Consider the following 20516-nt stretch of genomic DNA (forward strand, 5'->3'; position numbering starts at 1 on the left):
AGCGGAGCAAGATCGAATGCAAGGTTGGCCGACGGTCTTTTCCGAGTTGAGACCTCACGGAAATATGAGCGACCTGTGTGCCGCTTGCCGGAAAAATCTGCGACATAGGCCCCGAATGGCAAAGCCAACACCCTTGACACAACACAGCACTTGAGCCACAACTGATCCTTGCGCATCGAAGTTGACAACGTTGTCCCGTGCGCAGGGAGGGTACCCGTTGAAGCAGCAGAGAGCTCGGCACAGATGGGGTACAGGGGCGGTCGTGTCGGCGGCCGCCTTCGCCTTGGCGGTCGCTGCACAGGGTGCGGCAGTCGCCCTGCCGGAGGCGCCCGACGCGGCCGACCAGGGGTTCGCGTCCTCGTTCGAGGCGGGCGATCCGGCACCCGACTGGCTCAACACCGTCGACACCGCCCCGGACGGCGGCAAGCGGGCCTCGGGTGTCGACGGCGGCTACAGCAGCGGCATTCCGGGCAATGTGACCGACCATGTCACGGACGTGCGGGCGAACGGCGAGAACACCGGCGGCGGGGAGGTGAAGGAGAACCTCGTCGACGGGGAGCCGAGCACGAAGTGGCTGGTCTTCGAGACCTCCGGATGGGTGGAGTTCGACCTGGACAAACCGGTCAGGGTAGCGAAATACGCCCTGACTTCGGCCAATGACTACGCCGAGCGCGACCCGCGGGACTGGACCCTGAAGGGCTCCACGGACGGCAAGGAGTGGAAGACCCTCGACACCCGCTCGGGCGAGACGTTCGCCGAACGGTTCCGGACACAGACGTACGACATCGCGGACCCGGCCGAATACCAGCACTTCCGGCTGGAGATCACCGGGAACAACGGCGCCTCAAGCATCCTGCAGCTCGCCGACGTCCAGTTCTCCACGGGCGGCAGCGAGGGCCCGGTTCCGCAGGACATGCTCTCCCTGGTCGACCGCGGCCCGAGCGGCTCGCCGACCGCCAAGGCGGGCGCCGGCTTCACCGGCAAGCGGGCACTGAAGTACGCCGGCCGGCACACGGCGGACGGGCGGGCGTACTCGTACAACAAGATCTACGACGTGAATGTGGCCGTCGGCCGCGACACCCGGCTGTCGTACCGCGTCTTCCCGTCGCTGGCGGACGGCGACCTCGACTACGACGCCACGAACGTCTCGGTCGACCTGGTCTTCACCGACGGCACCTCCCTGAGCGGCCTCGGCGCCACCGACCAGCACGGCTTCCCGCTGTCGCCGCGCGGGCAGGGCGCGGCCAAGGTCCTGTACGTCAACCAGTGGAACAACGTCGTCTCGCGGATCGGTTCGGTCGCGGCCGGGAAGACGGTCGACCGGATCCTGGTGGCGTACGACTCTCCCAAGGGCCCGGCGAGGTTCCGGGGCTGGCTGGACGACATCACGCTGCAGCGCGTCGCACCCGAACGGCCCAAGGCCCACCTCTCCGACTACGCGCTCACCACCCGCGGCACCCTCTCCAGCGGCGGCTTCTCGCGCGGCAACACCTTCCCGGCGACCGCCGTGCCGCACGGCTTCAACTTCTGGACGCCGGTGACGAACGCGGGGTCGCTGAGCTGGCTGTACGACTACGCCCGCGCGAACAACGACGACAACCTGCCGACGATCCAGGCGTTCAGCGCGAGCCACGAGCCCAGCCCCTGGATGGGCGACCGGCAGACCTTCCAGGTGATGCCGTCGGCCGCGTCCGGCACCCCGGACACGGGGCGTGAGGCGCGCGAGCTCGCCTTCCGGCACGAGAACGAGACCGCGCGGCCGTACTACTACGGGGTGCGGTTCGAGAACGGGCTCAAGGCGGAGATGACGCCCACCGATCACGCGGCGGTGCTGCGCTTCACCTATCCGGGTGACGACGCGAGCGTCGTCTTCGACAACGTGACGGACCAGGCCGGGCTCACGCTCGACCAGGACAACGGGATCGTCACCGGCTACTCGGACGTGAAGTCCGGGTTGTCGACGGGGGCGACACGGCTGTTCGTGTACGGCGAGTTCGACAAGTCCGTGACCGGGGGCTCCGTCAGTGGAGTGAAGGGCCACCTCCGCTTCGACGCCGGATCCGACCGGACCGTCTCCCTGCGCCTCGCCACCTCGCTCATCAGCATCGACCAGGCCAGGGACAACCTGCGCCAGGAGATCCCCGACGGCACCTCCTTCGACTCGGTGAAGTCGCGCGCCCAGCGCCAGTGGGACCGGCTCCTCGGCAAGGTGGAGGTCGAGGGCGCGACCCCGGACCAGCTGACCACGCTGTACTCCAGCCTGTACCGGCTGTACCTGTACCCCAACTCCGGCTTCGAGAAGGTGGGTTCGAAGTACCGGTACGCGTCGCCGTTCTCCCCGATGCCGAACCCCGACACGCCGACCCACACCGGCGCGAAGATCGTGGACGGCAAGGTGTACGTCAACAACGGCTTCTGGGACACCTACCGGACGACCTGGCCGGCGTACTCATTGCTGACGCCGGGTCAGGCGGGCGAGATGGTCGACGGCTTCGTGCAGCAGTACAAGGACGGCGGCTGGACCTCCCGCTGGTCCTCCCCCGGCTACGCGGACCTCATGACCGGCACCTCCTCGGACGTCGCCTTCGCCGACGCCTACGTCAAGGGCGTCGACTTCGACGCGAAGTCGGCGTACGACGCGGCCCTGAAGAACGCGACCGTCGTGCCCCCGTCGTCCGGCGTGGGCCGCAAGGGCATGGCGACCTCGCCCTTCCTCGGCTACACCAGCACCGAGACGCACGAGGGCCTGTCGTGGGCGCTGGAGGGCTACCTCAACGACTACGGCATCGCGCGGATGGGCCAGGCGCTGTACCGGGAGACGGGCGAGAAGCGCTACAAGGAGGAGTCGGCGTACTTCCTCAACCGCGCCCGGGACTACGTCAACCTCTTCGACGCCAAGGCCGGCTTCTTCCAGGGCCGCGACGAGAAGGGCGACTGGCGCGTCGAGTCCTCGAAGTACGACCCACGCGTGTGGGGCTACGACTACACCGAGACGAACGGTTACGGCTACGCCTTCACCGCCCCGCAGGACAGCCGGGGCCTGGCCAATCTCTACGGCGGCCGCGGCGGCCTCGCGGACAAGCTCGACGAGTACTTCGCCACCCCGGAGACGGCCTCTCCCGACTTCGTCGGCTCCTACGGCGGTGTCATCCACGAGATGACCGAGGCACGGGACGTCCGCATGGGCATGTACGGCCACTCCAACCAGGTCGCCCACCACGCCGTCTACATGTACGACGCGGCCGGTCAGCCCTGGAAGGCGCAGAGATACGTCCGCGAGGTGCTGTCGCGGCTGTACGTCGGCAGCGAGATCGGGCAGGGCTACCACGGCGACGAGGACAACGGCGAGCAGTCGGCCTGGTTCCTGTTCTCCGCGCTGGGCTTCTATCCGCTGGTGATGGGCAGTGGTGAGTACGCCATCGGGTCGCCGTTGTTCACGAAGGCGACGGTCCATCTGGAGAGCGGCAAGGACCTGGTGGTCAGGGCGCCGAGGAACAGCGCGCGCAATGTGTATGTGCAGGGGCTGAAGGTCAACGGTGTTCCGTGGAGGTCGACTTCACTCCCCCACGCGGTGATCGCCAAGGGCGGCGTCCTGGAGTTCGACATGGGGTCGCGGCCCTCGTCGTGGGGCACCGGCAAGAACGCAGCGCCCGTGTCGATCACGAAGGACGACGAGGTTCCGGTGCCGCGGGCGGATGTGCTGAAGGGTGAGGGTGCCCTGTTCGACAACACGTCGGCGACCCAGGCGAGCGTCACCTCACTGGATCTGCCGGCGTCCGGGCGCACCAAGGCCGTGCAGTACACCCTGACGTCACCGTCGGACCGAGCCCAGGCACCGGCCGGCTGGACGCTCCAGGGTTCGGACGACGGGACCACGTGGCACACGCTCGACAGGCGCTCGGGGCAGTCCTTCACCTGGGACCGCCAGACACGGGCGTTCACCGTGGGGTCCCCGGGTACGTACGGGAAGTACCGCCTGGTGTTCGACGGCGAGGCGGTGGTGTCGGAAGTCGAACTCCTCGCCTGAGCAAGGGCATGGGGAGAAGCATTGGGGGGTCTCATGCAGGGTGTCGATCCGGCCTGGCTGCCGGACGAGGCGTTCCGGCCGATCGGCACCCGGCGGACGCTGATCCGCGGTTCGGGTCCGCTGGTGGACACGGTCCACGGGGAAGTGGCCGAGGCCTGCGCACGGTTCGGGGGCCGCGTCGAGCGCGACGCGTCCCCCGGGCCGTACGACCTGGTGCTGGAGGTGACCGGCGCGGAGAGCGGCGACCGTGGTGGTGGCGAGGCGTTCACCATCGAGCGCGGTGCCGGCCGTACGACCGTCACCGCGTCCGGCGGTTCCGGACTGCTGTACGGCCTCTTCCACGTCGTACGGCTCGGGGACGCGGCGTTCCAGGGCTCGTACGGCCGGGAGGAGCAGCGGCCCGCGTCGGCGCTGCGCATGCTCGATCACTGGGACAACGTGGCCGTGCACCCGGTCATGGGCCAGGTGGAGCGCGGTTACGCCGGCGGGTCGCTGTTCTGGGCGGACGGGCGGGCGCGCGGTGAGCTGCTGGGGCGGGTGCGGGCGTACGGCAGGCTGCTGGCGGCCTGTGGGATCAATGCCGTGGCCGTGAACAACGTCAACGTGCACGCGGCCGAGGCACGTCTGCTGACCGACCGGATCGGGGAAGTCGCCGCGATCGCGGGCGCGTTGCGGCCGTACGGCATCCGCACGCATCTGTCGGTCACCTTCGCCGCGCCGATCGTGCTCGGCGGGCTGCCGACCGCCGACCCGCTGGACGAGGCGGTGCGGGCGTGGTGGGACGGGGTGACCGCGCGGGTGTACGAGGCGGTGCCCGACTTCGGCGGGTACGTCGTGAAGGCCGACTCGGAGGGACAGCCCGGGCCCTTCGCGTACGGCCGCAGCCACGCGGACGGTGCGAATGTGCTCGCCGCCGCGCTGGAGCCGTACGGCGGCACGGTCCACTGGCGGGCCTTCGTCTACGACCACCGCCAGGACTGGCGGGACCGGACGACGGACCGGGCGCGGGCCGCGTACGACCATTTCGTGCCGCTGGACGGGCAGTTCGCCCCGAATGCGATCCTCCAGGTCAAGCACGGGCCGATGGACTTCCAGGTGCGCGAGCCGGTCTCCCCGCTGATCGGCGCGATGCCGCGCACCCGGCTCGCGGTGGAGATGCAGGCCACGCAGGAGTACACGGGGCAGCAGCGGCATGTGTGCTGGCTCGGGCCGATGTGGAGCGAGGTGCTGCGGTTCCGGCCCGAAGAGGGCGCGTCGGTCGGCGAGTTGGCTCGTGGTGGTCTCGTCGCCGTGTCCAACGTGGGCGACGATCCGTTCTGGACCGGGCATCCGCTGGCCCAGGCGAACCTGTACACCTTCGGACGGCTGGCCTGGCGGCCGGACGCCGATCCGGGCCGGATCCTCGACGAGTGGATCCGGCTCAGCTTCGCACCCGGCCATCCGCGCCTGCACGAGGGGCTGCGCACGGTCCTGGACGGCTCGTGGCGGACGTACGAGAAGTACACCGCGCCGCTCGGGGTGGGCTGGATGGTGCAGCCCGGTCATCACTACGGGCCGAGCGTGGACGGCTACGAGTACAGCCCCTGGGGCACTTACCACTTCGCCGACCGGGACGGTGTCGGGGTCGACCGCAGCGTGGCGACCGGCACCGGGTACGCGGGGCAGTACGCCAAGCCGTGGGCCGAGGTGTACGAGTCGGTGTCCTCGTGCCCCGATGAGCTGCTGCTGTTCTTCCACCACGTGTCGTACGAGCACGTGCTCCGGAGCGGTAAGACGGTGATCCAGCACATATACGACACGCACTTCGAGGGCGTGGAGGAGGTGGAGGCGGCCAGGGCCGTGTGGGCCGAGCTGGCCGGTCTGATGGACCCGGCGCGCCACGCGCGGGTGGCGGAGCGGTTCGAGGAGCAGCTCCGCAGTGCCCGTGAGTGGCGCGATCAGGTCAACAGCTACTTCTTCCGCAAGTCGGGTGTGGCCGACGCACATGGGCGCCGGATCTACTGAAGGCGCAGGATCGCTGTGCCCAGCGGGTCGAGGGTCACGGGTTCGCCCTTCTCCAACCGCTTGCCGGTCAGCAGGTCGGTGGCGGTGGTGTGGGCGGTGAGGCGGGCGGGCTCGGGGGCGTGGTTGAGGAGGAAGAGGAGGCGGGTGCCGTCGGGGGTGACGCGGGCCGCGGTCTCCACGCCCGGATGGCCGGCGTACGGGCCGATCAGGTCATGGCGGGCCAGCACGCGCCGTACCACCTGGTCGACGCCTCCCTGGTCGAGGGCGGTGGCGACGTACCAGCCCTCTCCCGCGCCGAAGCGGTTGCGGGTCACGGCGGGGGTGCCCGCGTAGAAGTCGGAGCCGTACGTGGCGACCGGCTCGGCCCCCCGCGGCAGCACGATCTCGAAGACGAGCCGTCCCTGCGCCGCCAGTTCGGGGACCGGCTGGGCGAAGTCCGGCGGCCGGGAGTCCCATTCGTCGACGCGGACGCCCATGAGAGGGGCGAGCGGGCCGGGGACGTCGGTGGGCAAAGCGCGGTCGTGCTCGTCGACGCGGCCGGAGAGGAAGGTGGTGACGACCGTGCCGCCGCGTGCGGCCACCGCTTCGAGGCGCGCGGCGGTGTCGCCCTTGACCATGTGCAGTGCCGGCGCGAGGACCACGTCGTACGCCGTGAGGTCGGCGGTGACCGGGACGACGTCCACGTCGGCGCCTGCCTCGCGGGCGGCGCGGTAGTAGGCGTGGACCACCTCCTGGTACTTGACCGGCCGGGAGGGGCCGTCGGAGATCTCCAGGGCCCACCAGCTGTCCCAGTCGAAGAGGAGCGCGGTGCGGGCCGGTGTGCGCGCGCCGAGGGTCGCGTCACCCAGGGCCTCCAACTCCCCTCCCAGGCTGGCCACTTCGCGGAAGACGCGGGTGTCGTGGCGGCCCGCGTGGCCGATGACGGCGCCGTGGTACTTCTCGCAGGCGCCGCGCGAGGCCCGCATCTGGAAGTAGAGGGCGGCGTCGGCGCCGTGGGCGATGGCCTGGAAGGTGGCGAGGCGGAGTTCGCCGGGGCGGCGCAGGGGGTTGACGTCACGGCAGGCCGTCGTGGACGGGGTCTGTTCCATCAGCCAGAAGGGGGCGCCGCCCTTGAGGCCGCGCATCAGGTCGTGGGCGAGGGCGGGCCAGGTGGGCGGGGCGTCCAGGGGCGGGTAGCTGTCCCAGGAGGCGAAGTCGAGGTGGGGCGCCCAGCGGTGGTAGTCGAGGGGGCGAAACATGCCCATGAAGTTGGTGGTGACGGGTGTGTGCGGGTCATGGGCGCGGATCACCTCCTTCTCGGCCAGGAAGCAGCCGAGCAGGGCGTCGGTGGTGAACCGGAGGTAGTCGAGGGTGATGCCCTGGAAGGCGGTGTGGTCGGGGCCGCGCCAGTGCTCGGTGAGGGCGTTCGGGGGCTCGATCTCGGCCCAGTCGGTGTAGCGGTGGGACCAGAAGGCCGTCCACCAGGCGTCGTTGAGGGCGTCGAGGGTGCCGTACTTGTCCGTCAGCCAGGCGCGGAACGCCTCGGCGCACAGGTCGCAGTAACAGGCGCCGCCGTACTCGTTGTTGATGTGCCAGGCGAGCAGTGCCGGATGCTCCGCATAGCGTTCGGCGAGGCGGGCCGCCATGGCCGTGGCGTGGCCGCGGTACGCCGGTGAGCTGGGGCAGAAGTTGTGGCGCTGACCGTAGCGGTGGCGGCGGCCCTCGAAGTCGGTGCGGTTGACGTCCGGGTGTCGCCTGGCAAGCCAGGGTGGCAGGGCCGCGGTGCCGGTGGCCAGGCAGACCCGGCGGTGCTCGGCGGCGGCGCGGTCGAGGATGCGGTCGAGGAGCGTGAAGTCGTAGGTGTCCGGGGCGGGTTGGGTGAGGGACCAGGAGAAGACGCCAACGGTGAGGGTGTCGATGCGGGCCCGGGTGAACAGGCGGTGGTCCTCGTCCCACACCGGCTCCGGCCATTGCTCGGGGTTGTAGTCGCCGCCGTACGGGATCCTCGGGGTGCGCGGCGGGCTCATGCGGTGAACTCCTCCAGGGTCTCGGCGATCACCGGGCGGCTGCTGTGCAGCAGGGAGAGCAGCAGCGGGGCGGCCAGCAGGGCGGGCAGGGCCTCGGTCAGCAGGGCGGTCGAAGCGGCCGTCAGCACGAGCAGGGAGGCGGCGCCGAGGGTGGCGCGGCCGTGCCGGACCAGGAAGTACGCGGCGAGGCGGGCGGTGTCGCGGCTGCGGAACGCGAACAGCGAGGTGAGGACCAGCGCATGCGCGCCCCACAGCAGGGAGCCGGCGCCGATCGCGCCGAGCAGCACCGCCCACCAGCCGGGCAGGCCGGTGGCGGAGAAGTGGGTGAGAGTGAAGGCGATGACCGTCAGCCAGGCGAGCAGGGGCGCCCAGAGCTTCAGGGCCGGGAGGGCGTTGAGGCGCCAGCCCCGCGCGTAGGTGCGGGCCGGGTGCAGGTCCGTGAGATCGCGGCTGCGGTGGTGCAGGGCGTACAGGGCGGCGGACAGCGCCGGGCCGAGCGGGAGCAGGCATACGGCGGCCAGCGGCAGGTTGGCGGGGTCGGGGGCGAGGAGGAGCAGGCCGGCGAGGCCGGGGGCGGCGGCGAGGAGCAGCAGGGCCTCGACCGTGACCAGGGTGTGGATCAGACCGGCGGCACGGGAGAGGGCTCCGGTGCCGAAGTCGGCCGTACGCACGCTGCTCATGGCGCCTCCCGGCGGCTCTGTCCCCGGGCGGGGACGCGGCTCACCCGTTCTCCTTCTTGTACCGCTCGTACGCCTTGTTGTGCAGGTCGACGAACTGCTGCATGTTCTTGGCCTTCAACTCGGCCACGTAGGAGTCCCATTCGGACAGCGGGCGCTTGCCGAGGGCGAACTTGAGGGTGTTCTGGGTGACATGGTCCCTGAGCGGTGTCTCCCACAGGGCGGCCTGCTCCTGCTCGAAGGACTGCAGCGGGTGGGCCGGGGCGATGGGTGTCTGTTCACGCTGGGCCATGGCGTCCTGGAACTTCTTCTCGTCCGGGCTGAACATGGAGGAGACGAGTTCCCAGCTGCCGCCGTAGGCGAAGACGCCGTTGTAGAAGCCGTAGTCCTTCTGCATGTCCTTGGGGGCGTCCGGGTCGGAACCCATGAGGCTGATGCCGGGCTTGAGCTGGTACTGGCCTCCGGAGCGGGTGTAGGTGACGCCCTCGACGCCCCACCGCGCGAACCGCTGGCCCTCGTCCGAGTACCACAGCCAGTCCACGAACTGCATCATCGCGACGAAGCTGTCGCTCTTGAGCGCCTTGCCGGCGATCATGAGGCCGTTCTCCAGCCGGGCGCCGCCCAGCACCACGGGACCGGCGGGCCCCAGCGGCACCGGGATCATCTCGATCCGAGCGCCCTTGACCTGCTTTTGCAGGTTGTACCGGTATTCCTGCACCAGGACCTGCGGGTTGGCGCTGATCGCGAACGACTTCTCGCCCAGCAGCTTCTGCGCGGCCTCGTCGTCGGTCTGGGTGAAGCTCTCCGGGTCCACCAGCTTCTCGGCGACCAGCTTGCGCACGTACGCGATCATCTGTCGGAAGGCGTCGGTCGCCCCGGTGAAGACGAACTTCTGCCCGTCCGGGTCCCAGCTGATGTTGTCGTACGTCCATCCGGCCCGGACGCCGTAGGCCTGGCCGAGGTAGCTGAAGAGGGCGGCGGCCGGGTAGGGGGTGTTCTTGCTCCAGCGGTCGGAGAACGGGTAGCGGTCGGGGTACTCCTCCTTGATCGCCTTGAAGACCTCGTACACCTCGTCCCAGGTGCCGGGCCGGCTCAGGCCGAGCCGGTCGAGGACGTCCGTGCGCAGCGCCAGCGAGTAGCCGGATCTGACCTTCTCGTGCAGGCCGGGCAGCAGATAGAACTTGCCGTCGGACTGCCGTACGGAGTCGATCTCCGGCTCCAGCTTCCAGCGCTTGACCTTGTCCTGGAAGTTGGGCATCAGGTGCACATAGTCGCTGACCGGGAGGATCGCGCCCGACGACACGAACGGGACTTCCGAGGGGTGGTAGGTCTTGGGGATCAGGAACGGGGCGTCGCCCGAGCCGATGAGGACGCTGCGCTTCTTCTCGTAGTCGACCAGGGGAACGGCGACGGGCTCGAAGGTGACGCCGGTGCGCTTGGTGAGCTCCTTCCAGAACAGCCAGCCGTTCTTCATCGGGTAGACCGGGTTGTTGTTGTGCAGGACCGAGACGGACAGCGGCTTTGTCGCCTTGAACTGCTGGCCGACGCGGTACTCCTTCATCGCGCCGTCTCTCTTCTTCGACAGGTCCTTGGAGTCCCCGCCGTCGTCGCCGCTGCCGCAGCCGGTGAGGGAGGCGAGTCCGATGAAACCGGCGGCGGCCAGGATCTGACGCCGCGACAGCTGTCCTGCGTTCTCCACGGATGACACGGTTACTCCCTTGGTTAGCCCTTGCCCGCGCCGAGCATCACGCCCGAGACGAAGTAGCGCTGGACGAACGGGTAGACACAGAGGATCGGCAGCGAGGTCAGCACGATCGTGACCGCCTGGATGTTCGCGCCGACCTGGCTGAGCTGTGCGTCGGCGGCACCCGCGTTGCCGCCCGTGGTGGCGCCGGAGATGAGGTTGCGCAGATAGACCGTGACCGGCATCAGCTCGGACTTGTCCATGTACAGGAAGGCGCTGAACCAGGAGTTCCAGAAGGACACCGAGTAGAACAGCACCATCGTCGCGACGACCGCCTTCGACAGGGGCAGCACGATCCGCAGCAGAATGCCGTACGTGCTCAGCCCGTCGATCTGCGCGGCCTCCTCCAGTTCGGTCGGCAGACTCTCGAAGAAGGCCTTCATCACCAGCAGGTTGAACACGCTGATCGCGTTGGGCAGTGCGATGGCCCAGACGCTGTTCTTCAGGCCGAGGCTGGTGATCAGGACGTAGTTGGGGATCAGGCCGCCGGTGAAGAACATGGTGAAGACGGCCACCCCGACCAGCAGACCGCGTCCCTTGAGGTGCTTCTTGGACAGGACGTAGGCGTAACACGTGGTCAGGATCATGGCGACGGTGGTGGCGACCACCGTGTACAGCACGGTGTTTCCGTAGTTGCGCCAGAACATGGAGTCCTGGAACACGATCCTGTACGTGGTGAGGTTGAACCCCTCGGGCCACAGCGTCACTTCACCGGCCCGGATCTGCCGCTCCGCGCTGAACGAGCGGGCGATGATGTTGACGAAGGGGTACAGGGTGACGATCACGACCAGGGTGAGGATCACGCCGTTGACGCCCTGGAAGACGCGGTAGGAGCGGCTCGGCCTCACCACAGGCTCGTCCCCACTGTGCGGCGCGAGAGCTGGTTGGCGGACGTGATCAGCACCAGGCCGATGACCGCCTCGAAGAGACCGATGGCGGCGGCGTAGCTGAAGCTGTTGGACTCGACGCCCGCGCGGTAGAGGTACGTCGAGATCACGTCGGCGGTCGGATAGGTCAGCGGGTTGTACAGCAGCAGGACCTTCTCGAAGCCGACGGCCATGAAGGTGCCGACGTTGAGGATCAGCAGCGTGATCATGGTGGGCCGGATCCCGGGCAGGGTGACGTGCCAGATCTGCTGCCAGCGGTTGGCCCCGTCGATGCGGGCGGCCTCGTACAGGTCCTCGTCGATGGTGGTGAGCGCGGCCAGGTAGAGGATTGTGCCCCAGCCCGCGGTCTGCCAGATCTCCGAGCCGACGTAGACGGTGCGGAACCAGTCGGGTTCCTGGACGAAGCGGATCGGGTCGTGCCCGAACCACCCCAGGACGTGGTTGACGGGACCGTCCGTGGCGAGCATCTGCATCGTGATGCCCGCGACGATCACGATCGACAGGAAGTGCGGCAGATACGACACCGACTGCACGAACCGTTTCAGCGCACGCCGGCGCACCTCGTTGAGCAGCAGCGCGAGCACGATCGGGATCGGGAAGCAGAACACGAGCGTGAGTCCGCCGAGCCACAGGGTGTTGCGGAACACCTGCCAGAAGGTGGGGTCGTTGAGGAACATCTCGACATAGCGCAGCCCCACCCACTCCTCGCCGAAGATCGAACCGCCCGGCTCGAAGCGCCGGAAGGCGATCACGTTGCCGAGCATCGGCAGATAGCGGAAGACCAGGAAGAACAGCAGCGGCAGCACCGCCAGCGAGTACAACTGCCAGTCCCGGCGCAGCGCCCGTCGCCATCCCGTGCGTGCCGGAGACCGGCCGCGGCGGGGTGGAGTCTTCGTCGGCGGCGGGCCCTGTGTGCCGGGCGGTGGAGCCGACGTGGTGGAGGTGCTCATGCAGGTGGCCTCCCGGTGGCACCGAAAGTTTCGGAGTCGTACCGGCAACTTTGCGGCGAGGTTATGGGCGGGTGTAATGGCTGTCAATGGGACTGACAGGGAAGGCCAGTTGAGGATGGTGTGACTGAGACGAGCCCGGGACTACGAAACATTCTGTTGGATAGCCGCAACAATCGGAGGCAGCTGTGCCCGCGTTCGACCTGCCGCTGGAGGAGCTGAAGCGCTACCGCCCGGACCCGCACGAGCCCGCCGACTTCGACGAGTTCTGGCACGACACCCTCAAGGAGGCCGACCGGCCGGAGGTGTTGGTGGCGGCGCACCCGGTGGAGACCGGACTGCGGCTGACCGAGACCTGGGACGTGACCTTCCGGGGGTTCGCCGGCGACCCGGTGCGGGCCTGGTTCAGCCGACCGGCCGGGGTGCGCGAACCGTTGCCGGCGGTCGTCGAGTACGCCGGTTACGGCCGTGGCCGCGGCCTCCCGCACGAGCGGCTGACCTGGGTGAACGCCGGTTACGCGCATCTGCTGATGGACAACAGGGGCCAGGGCGACCAGTACGGCAACGGTGGCGCCACCCCCGACCCGCACGCCACGGCACCGGGCGGCCCGGGCCCCGCCGTACGCGGCCTGCTGTCACCGCGGGACCACCACTACCGCCGCCTGATCACGGACGCGGTCCGGGCGGTCACGGCGGTGCGCGCACTGCCGGGCGTGGACGGCACACGGGTCGCCGCCGTCGGCAACAGCCAGGGCGGCGGGCTCGCCCTGGCCGTCGCGGGCCTGGTTCCCGACCTCGCGGCGGCCTTGGTCACCGCCCCGTTCCTGTGCGGCATCCGGCGCGCACTGGACCTCACGGACGCGTCCCCGTACGGCGAGATCACCGCGTACCTCGCCGTGCACCGGGGCGCCGAGCGGGCCGCGTACGACACGCTCTCCTACCTGGAGGGGATCTCCTTCGCCCGACGCTCCCGGGCCCCGGCCCACTTCGGGGTCGGGCTGCGCGACACGGTGTGCCCGCCGAGCGGGGCGTACGGCGCCTTCAACCGCTATGCGGAGCTGTCGGGGGCCGCCCCGCGCAAGGAGATCCACGCCTACCCGTTCAACGGCCACGAAGGCGGCGACGCGGTGCATGTGCGCCGTCAACTGGACTGGCTCGCCGACGTGTTGCCCCCCTCCTGAGCCGGACGGCGTCACACCGGGCCGGCCTTCACCTCCACGGAGAGGTCGTTGTCGACCGTGTAGTAGGGGCGCACGACAGCACCGCCGACCGCTGCCGCCGGATAGACGAAGATCTCCTTGCGGTCCGCCACGTCGTCGAAGAGGCGGCCGATCCGGACCGGAGGGGCTTCCGCGGCGGGCCGGGGCTGCACGGAAAGGTCCCATACCCGGGTGCCGGTGCCCTGCTCCGCGGCCAGTTTCCCGTAGTCCACGGTGAAGGAGAACGACCGGCCGTCGCTCGCGTCCTGCGGCTGGAGGGTCCGTACGACGTCCTTCCCGCCCCGAAGACGCAGTCGTACGGCGGCTCCGTCGGCGAGCGTGGCGCCGTGCAGCCGCGCCCTGACCGTCATCGCCCCGTCCGTCACCTCGATGCCCTCGACCTCCGCGTGGGCGGTGCGCAGCCAGGCCCGCACCGCGAGGTAGCCGTCCTTGGTGGCGTACGGGATCCGCACGGCCACCGGAGACGGCCGGTCACGGGACTGTCCGTCGACGAGAGTCCGCAGATCACGCAGACCGGGGCGGATGCGCTGCCGCCCCGCTGCCGGTTCTCCTGCTTCTCCGGGCTCGGCGGATTCGGGCACGAGGTACACGTCCCAGCGGCCCTCGGCGAGTGCGGGCTGCGGCTCCAGAACGGCACGCAGATGGCCGCCGTCGACGGGTTCCAGGTCGAGGACGTGCAGGATCTTCTCGGGTTGCCCCTTCTTGGGGCGCAGCCGCAGCAACAACCGGGAGGACTGAAAGTCGACGGCCGCGGGTGGCCTGAGGGCGAAGGCGATCCGGCCGTCCGAGTCGATCGTGCAGTCGGCACGCAGGTGCGTGTCCCGCGTCGCACCGGGTTCTGTCGTCATCGCCGTCCCCTCCGTACGGTGTGCAGCGCGCGGGAGGCCAAGGTGTACGCGGTGTCGCGCGCCGCGAAGCCCTGGCTGACCAGGACGTTGCGTATTCGGCCGGCTTCAGGTGCGCGCGGTCTTCCGGTCCTGCGGGCCGTCATCGCCTCGTCCATCAGGCGCTCGGCGTGCTCCACGATCGGGAGCGGGGCGAACCGTCGCGCGTTCTCCAGGGCCGTACGGCCCATCCGCCGGCGCAGCTCGTCGTCGTGGATGAGCTCCAGAAGGGCGGCGCCCAGCGCGGCGCGGTCCCCGACCGGGACCAGGCGGCCGTCGACGCCGTCCTGGATGATCTCGCCGGGGCCGTGCGGGCAGTCGGTGCTCACGACCGGCAGGCCGCAGCGCATCGCCTCGACGATGGTCATTCCGAACGCCTCGAAGTCGGACGCGGACACGCCGATGGAGCCCTTGACCCACTCCGCCTCCATGGGGGCGGCCGCGCCCATCAGGAAGACGTTCTCGTGCAGGCCGAGGCGGTCGATGAGCCCCCGGAGCCGGGCGTGTTCCTCTCCGTTGCCGTAGATGCGCAGACGCCAGTCCGGGCGTTCGGCGGCCACCAGGGCGAACGCCTCGATGAGCACGTCGTACCGCTTCACCGGGGCCAGCCGTCCCGCCGCGACCACCACCTTCGCGGTGCCGTCCGAGGCGGGCAGCACCGGATCGGGGACGCTGTTCGGGAGTGCCTCCACCAGGACCCCGGGCAGCCGCATCCTGCGCCGGTAGGCGGCGGCGTCCCCCTCTGTCACGGTGGTGAGCACGTCGAGCCGGCGGTAGGCCCGGCGCAGGGCGCTGCGCAGCCGGGGCGGATGGTTGTCGAGGGAGAGGTGCTCCTGCCCGACGCGGAGGACGTGTTCCGGCGCCTGGAGCGCGAGGTGCACATTGAGTCCCGGCCGGGTGCCGATGACGACGTCGGCGTCGGTCGAGGCCAGGTACTCGCCGATCCGCTGGTCGGTCAGCTCGCTGTACTGGCGGTGGCGGTACTCGGCTTCGGGGAACACTCTCGCCGGTCTCAGATGCAGGGGATGTTCCTTCTCGTGCCGCATATCGACCAGTGGTCTCAAGGCGACTTTCGGGTCCAGGGTGAGGGTGGGGCGTTCCCGGTGCCGCAACGCCGAGACGATCTCCACCTCGTGCCGCTCGGCGAGCGCTTGGGCCAGGTTGAAGGTGGTGGTGATCGTGCCTCCGATCCCGTAGGCGTGGTGCAGCAGGAAAGAAATCTTCATGGCGGGCAAGACCGTGCTGATTACCCTTCGGTTGCCTGCTGTTATCAGTTTGTTTTCCAGTCAAATAGTCCTTCGGCCCGGAATGCCGACATGACGACGGACCCGGTGGGCGACGGCTCGACGCCCACCGGGCCGGCGCGGGTCGGCGGTTCAGCCCACCCGGCAGGGCAGGGTCGTCGTACTGTCGCCGCCGGAACCGGAGACGACGTAGCCGAATGTCGCGGTCTGACCGGGACTCAGCGAGCCGTTCCAGTCGGCGTTGTGGACCATCACGGCCTGGCCGTTGTAGGTCGGGTTCCCGCTCCACAGGCTCTCGACCTTCTGGCCGGCGGGGAGCGTCCAGTCGACCATCCAGCCGAGCATCGGGACGTTGCCCGTGTTGGTGACGGTCACCTCGGACTGGTAGCCGCCGGACCAACTGCCGGTCGTCCGGCGGGTGGCGGAGCACTCTCCGGGTACCGGGTCGGTCGGGTTGCCGGGCTCCTTGACGCCGGTCACCTCGCCGTTGCCGCCGTCGAAGACGACGTCGGAGCAGGAGTAGAAGGTTTCCTGACTGTCCGAGCGCTGCCAGACCATGTAGATGATGTGGCGGCCCGACTTGTTGTCAGGAAGCTTTCCTGTCCAGGAGTAGTTGGCCTCGACCGTGCCCGGGGAGCCGTGGAGCGGCGGGTGGTCGACGCTGAGGAAGGGCCGCTCCTCCATGTCGTCCCAGGTGAGGGTCCGGGTCGGGTCGAAGCCGTCCTTGGTGATGTAGACGTGGAACCAACCCGGGTGCGCGGCCCACGCGTTGTACGAGAAGTCGACCGTCGCACCGGAGGTGAGGTGGGTGAGCGGCCAGTCCTTGCTCGGGGTGTTGAAGCCGGTGAAGTTGGTGTTGCCGCCACTGCACAGCTGGCCGTCGGGCACGAAGCCGCGGGTGCGGCCGGCGCCGTCGGAGCGGAGCACCGAGAACCAGTTGTAGAACGGCGTTGTGCCGCTGACCTGTTGGGCCGCTCTGCAGGCCGGGTTGACCGGCTTGATCTCCCCGGTGTCGGTCAGCCCGTCCTGCCAGCACAGGAACGTGCGGCTGCCCGGCTTCATGGGAGTGCCGTGAGCTTCCGCCGGACCGCCGGCGCTCATGACGAGGGCGACGGCCGGGAGGGTGGCGAGCAGGGAGACCAGGACGAGGAAGAGGGCCCTGGCGCGAGTGGGGAAGGTTAATCGGCGGGGTGATGACGCCGATGGCTTTGTCAGGATCATGACAGGCAAGTCCGTTCCTTGAGGTACGGGCCACAGGGATGCGTGTGTGCGGAGGGGCGGGGTGAGGGCGCCTCCTCGGGCAGGTTCCGGTCCACCCGTGTGGGAGCGCTCCCACCCCACCTGTTGCGGAAGTTAGCGCCGTGAGGCGTGGTTGTAAACGCCTCTCGCGCTGTCAATGGGCACCGGCACCCGGCGCGGGCACGGCGAAGGGCCGCACCCCCGTCACCGGAGATGCGGCCCTGAACCGCCTTGCCGTACCGCTTACTTGCGGATCAGGCTGCGCAGCACGTACTGCATGATGCCGCCGTTGCGGTAGTAGTCGGCCTCGCCGGGCGTGTCGATGCGGACGACCGCGTCGAACTCGACGCCGGTGTCGGTGGTGACCTTCACCGTGCTCGGGGTGGTGCCCTCGTTCAGCTCGGTGATGCCCGTGATGGAGAAGGTCTCCTCACCGGTCAGGCCGAGCGAGTCGGCCGACTGGCCGGCCGGGAACTGCAGCGGCAGGACGCCCATGCCGATGAGGTTCGAGCGGTGGATGCGCTCGTACGACTCGGTGATGACGGCCTTGACGCCGAGGAGGGCCGTGCCCTTGGCCGCCCAGTCACGGGACGAGCCGGAGCCGTACTCCTTGCCGCCCAGGATGACCAGCGGGGTGCCGGCGGCCTGGTAGTTCTGCGAGGCGTCGTAGATGAAGGAGACCGGGCCGCCCTCCTGCGTGAAGTCACGCGTGTAGCCGCCCTCGGTGCCCGGCGCGATCTGGTTGCGCAGGCGGATGTTGGCGAACGTACCGCGGATCATGACCTCGTGGTTGCCGCGGCGGGAGCCGTAGCTGTTGAAGTCGCGGCGCTCGACGCCGTGCTCCGTGAGGTACTTGCCGGCCGGGGTGTCGGCCTTGATGGCACCGGCGGGCGAGATGTGGTCGGTGGTGACCGAGTCGCCGAGCTTGGCCAGGACGCGGGCGCCCGCGATGTCGGAGACCGGGGTGGTCTCCATCGTCATGCCCTCGAAGTACGGGGGCTTGCGGACGTACGTCGACTCGGCGTCCCACTCGAAGGTGTTGCCGGTCGGGATCGGCAGCGCCTGCCACTGGGCGTCGCCCGCGAAGACGTCGGAGTAGGACTTGGAGAACATGTCCTCGCCGATGGCGTTCGCCACGACGTCGTTGACCTCGGCCTCGGAGGGCCAGATGTCCTTCAGGAAGACCGGGTTGCCGTCCTGGTCGGTGCCCAGGGCGTCACGCGTGATGTCCACCTTCATGGAGCCCGCGAGGGCGTAGGCGACGACCAGCGGCGGGGAGGCCAGGTAGTTCATCTTGACGTCGGGGTTGATACGGCCCTCGAAGTTCCGGTTGCCGGAGAGGACCGAGGTGACCGCGAGGTCGTGGTCGTTGACGGCCTTGGAGACCTCCTCCGGCAGCGGGCCGGAGTTGCCGATGCAGGTGGTGCAGCCGTAGCCGACGAGGTTGAAGCCGACCTTGTCGAGGTACGGGGTCAGGCCCGCCTTGTCGAAGTAGTCGGTGACGACCTTCGAACCCGGGGCGAGGGTGGTCTTGACCCACGGCTTGCGGGTCAGGCCCTTCTCGACCGCCTTCTTGGCCACCAGGGCGGCGGCGACCATGACGTACGGGTTGGAGGTGTTGGTGCAGGACGTGATGGCCGCGACCGTCACCGCACCGTGGTCGATCTCGTACGTCGAGCCGTCGGGGGCGGTCACGGTGACCGGGTTGGACGGGGCGCCGTTCGGGGCGACGGCCGGGGCGTCGGAGGCCGGGAAGGACTCCTGGCCCGCCTCGTCGACGACGTCGACGTAGTTGCGGACGTCCAGCTTGAACTGCTCGGCGGCGTTCGCGAGGACGATGCGGTCCTGCGGGCGCTTCGGGCCGGCGATGGAGGGCACGACCGTCGACAGGTCGAGCTCCAGCTTCTCGGAGAAGTCCGGCTCGGCCTTCGGGTCCAGCCAGAGGCCCTGCTGCTTGGCGTACGCCTCGACGAGGGCGACCTGCTGGTCGGAGCGGCCGGTCAGGCGCAGGTAGTTCAGGGTCTCGTCGTCGATCGGGAAGATCGCGGCGGTGGAGCCGAACTCCGGCGACATGTTGCCGATGGTGGCGCGGTTGGCGAGGCTCGTGGCCGCCACACCCTCGCCGTAGAACTCGACGAACTTGCCGACGACGCCGTGCTTGCGGAGCATCTCGGTGATGGTCAGCACGAGGTCGGTGGCGGTGGTGCCCGGCTGCAGCTCACCGGTCAGCTTGAAGCCGACGACGCGCGGGATGAGCATGGAGACCGGCTGGCCGAGCATCGCGGCCTCGGCCTCGATGCCGCCGACGCCCCAGCCCAGCACACCGAGGCCGTTGACCATGGTGGTGTGGGAGTCGGTGCCGACGAGGGTGTCGGGGTAGGCCTGGCCGTTGCGGACCATGACGGTCCGGGCCAGGTGCTCGATGTTCACCTGGTGGACGATGCCGGTGCCGGGCGGGACGACCTTGAAGTCGTCGAACGCGGTCTGGCCCCAGCGCAGGAACTGGTAGCGCTCCTTGTTGCGGCCGTACTCCAGCTCGACGTTCTGCGCGAACGCCTCGTTGGTGCCGAACTTGTCGGCGATGACGGAGTGGTCGATGACCAGCTCGGCCGGGGAGAGCGGGTTGACCTTCGCCGGGTCGCCGCCGAGCTCCTTGACGGCCTCACGCATGGTGGCGAGGTCGACGACACAGGGCACGCCGGTGAAGTCCTGCATGATCACGCGGGCCGGCGTGAACTGGATCTCCTGCGACGGCTGGGCCTGGGAGTCCCAGGTGCCGAGGGCGCGGATGTGGTCGGCGGTGATGTTCGCGCCGTCCTCGGTACGGAGCAGGTTCTCGAGGAGAACCTTGAGGCTGTACGGAAGGCGGGCCGAGCCCTCCACCTTGTCCAGCCGGAAGATCTCGTAAGACTCGTCGCCCACCTGCAGCGTGCTGCGGGCGTCGAAGCTGTTCGCCGACACGACAGTCTCCTTCATTTTGGTGCGCTTACCACCGCATCCTGCCGCCACGCCGGCTTGGCCGATCCGCTAAGGTAAGGCTAAGTTAGGTAGGCCTTACTGCCAGACCCGATAACGGCGTGCGACTGCGGTGCGCCTCGGCAGATATCTCGATGTCGAGATAACTCTAGTACATGGGGCCGGGATGGTCATGCCCGGCCCCGCTGTCCGCTGTCATCCAATCGAGGCGTTTGACAGCGGACCCAGTCGTTTCGTCTTCCTTGCCAGCGAACCTAGTCGTACGAGGGGACGCGCTGGGGGGTGCTGGGTGGCCGTACCGGTCGGGGTGGATTTCGCGGAGCCGGGAGATGGCCTGGGACCACGCCCGCGAACAGGCCCCGGGCGGGACCGAGGACCAGGTCGCCGATGCCGCCGCTGCCCTGCTGCGGCGGGCACACGGCGGACCAACACCCGGAGGACCGTACGACGAAGCGGTCCCGGCGCGTCGCCGCGCAGACCCGGGTCACTACCGGCGACCGGCCGGTCCCCGATCCGCCCACCGCCGAAGCAGTCCAGGACGACCAGGCGGACACCGAGGCGGCGAAGGTCATCCCGCTGGGCCTGTTCGATCCGCTCGCGAACCCCTGGAGGCGTCCGTGACCATCTCCGAACCCGCAGCCCGGCCAGCCTCTCTGCGGGA

Annotated in this window: 13 protein-coding genes; 4 read left to right on the plus strand and 9 right to left on the minus strand. The window is 69.3% G+C overall.

All coding sequences use genetic code 11. The annotated features are described in order from the left end of the window. Positions 1-262: 262 nt before the first annotated feature. Positions 263-4027, plus strand: coding sequence for a GH92 family glycosyl hydrolase (locus ACIBU0_RS13225; RefSeq protein WP_398816219.1), 3765 nt, complete (start codon positions 263-265; stop codon positions 4025-4027). 33 nt (positions 4028-4060) lie between these two features. After that, complete coding sequence (locus ACIBU0_RS13230; RefSeq protein WP_398816222.1) at positions 4061-6031, plus strand: alpha-glucuronidase; 1971 nt, start codon at positions 4061-4063, stop codon at positions 6029-6031. Here ACIBU0_RS13230 and ACIBU0_RS13235 read toward each other — a convergent pair. Genes ACIBU0_RS13235 through ACIBU0_RS13255 form a run of 5 tightly spaced genes read right to left on the minus strand, consistent with a single transcriptional unit; the run spans position 6025 to position 12295 of the window. After that, positions 6025-8037, minus strand: coding sequence for a beta-galactosidase (locus ACIBU0_RS13235; protein WP_398816225.1), 2013 nt, complete (start codon positions 8035-8037; stop codon positions 6025-6027). The two genes, ACIBU0_RS13230 and ACIBU0_RS13235, sit on opposite strands and share 7 nt — an antisense overlap. Beyond that, entirely contained in the window at positions 8034-8717 is a 684-nt protein-coding gene (locus ACIBU0_RS13240; protein WP_398816228.1) for a hypothetical protein, read from the minus strand. The genes ACIBU0_RS13235 and ACIBU0_RS13240 overlap by 4 nt, the downstream gene beginning before the upstream one ends. Positions 8718-8757: 40 nt before the next feature. After that, a complete protein-coding gene (locus ACIBU0_RS13245; protein WP_398816231.1) occupies positions 8758-10413 on the minus strand; it encodes an extracellular solute-binding protein in 1656 nt (551 codons plus the stop codon). Positions 10414-10436: 23 nt separating this feature from the next. Then, complete coding sequence (locus tag ACIBU0_RS13250) at positions 10437-11309, minus strand: carbohydrate ABC transporter permease (RefSeq protein ID WP_398816234.1); 873 nt, start codon at positions 11307-11309, stop codon at positions 10437-10439. After that, positions 11303-12295, minus strand: coding sequence for an ABC transporter permease (locus ACIBU0_RS13255; RefSeq protein ID WP_398816237.1), 993 nt, complete (start codon positions 12293-12295; stop codon positions 11303-11305). The genes ACIBU0_RS13250 and ACIBU0_RS13255 overlap by 7 nt, the downstream gene beginning before the upstream one ends. 185 nt (positions 12296-12480) lie before the next feature. Between ACIBU0_RS13255 and ACIBU0_RS13260 the strand changes: the two genes are divergently transcribed. Then, positions 12481-13473 carry an acetylxylan esterase gene (locus ACIBU0_RS13260; RefSeq protein WP_398816240.1) on the plus strand — a complete coding sequence of 331 codons (993 nt, stop codon included), beginning with the start codon at positions 12481-12483 and terminating at the stop codon, positions 13471-13473. 11 nt (positions 13474-13484) lie between these two features. Here ACIBU0_RS13260 and ACIBU0_RS13265 read toward each other — a convergent pair whose 3' ends face one another. The 4 genes from ACIBU0_RS13265 to acnA all read right to left on the minus strand — a co-directional run bounded on the left by ACIBU0_RS13265 (position 13485) and on the right by acnA (position 19840). After that, positions 13485-14360, minus strand: coding sequence for a transferase (locus tag ACIBU0_RS13265; RefSeq protein WP_398816243.1), 876 nt, complete (start codon positions 14358-14360; stop codon positions 13485-13487). After that, on the minus strand, positions 14357-15622 hold the full coding sequence (locus ACIBU0_RS13270; RefSeq protein ID WP_398816246.1) for a glycosyltransferase family 4 protein: 1266 nt from the start codon (positions 15620-15622) through the stop codon (positions 14357-14359). Before ACIBU0_RS13270 ends, ACIBU0_RS13265 begins: the two co-directional genes overlap by 4 nt. Before the next feature lie 150 nt (positions 15623-15772). Then, positions 15773-16861 (minus strand): lytic polysaccharide monooxygenase, encoded by a 1089-nt coding sequence (locus tag ACIBU0_RS13275; protein ID WP_398816249.1) that lies wholly within the window; start codon positions 16859-16861, stop codon positions 15773-15775. A gap of 261 nt (positions 16862-17122) precedes the next feature. After that, positions 17123-19840 (minus strand): aconitate hydratase AcnA, encoded by a 2718-nt coding sequence (acnA, locus tag ACIBU0_RS13280; protein ID WP_398816252.1) that lies wholly within the window; start codon positions 19838-19840, stop codon positions 17123-17125. Positions 19841-20242: 402 nt separating this feature from the next. On the opposite strand from acnA, the gene ACIBU0_RS13285 reads away from it, so the two are divergent. Then, positions 20243-20476 carry a hypothetical protein gene (locus ACIBU0_RS13285; RefSeq protein ID WP_398816255.1) on the plus strand — a complete coding sequence of 78 codons (234 nt, stop codon included), beginning with the start codon at positions 20243-20245 and terminating at the stop codon, positions 20474-20476. The last annotated feature ends 40 nt before the right edge of the window (positions 20477-20516 follow it).

Origin of the sequence: Streptomyces sp. NPDC049627 (genome assembly GCF_044465645.1) — a bacterium.
Taxonomy (GTDB): Bacteria; Actinomycetota; Actinomycetes; order Streptomycetales; family Streptomycetaceae; genus Streptomyces.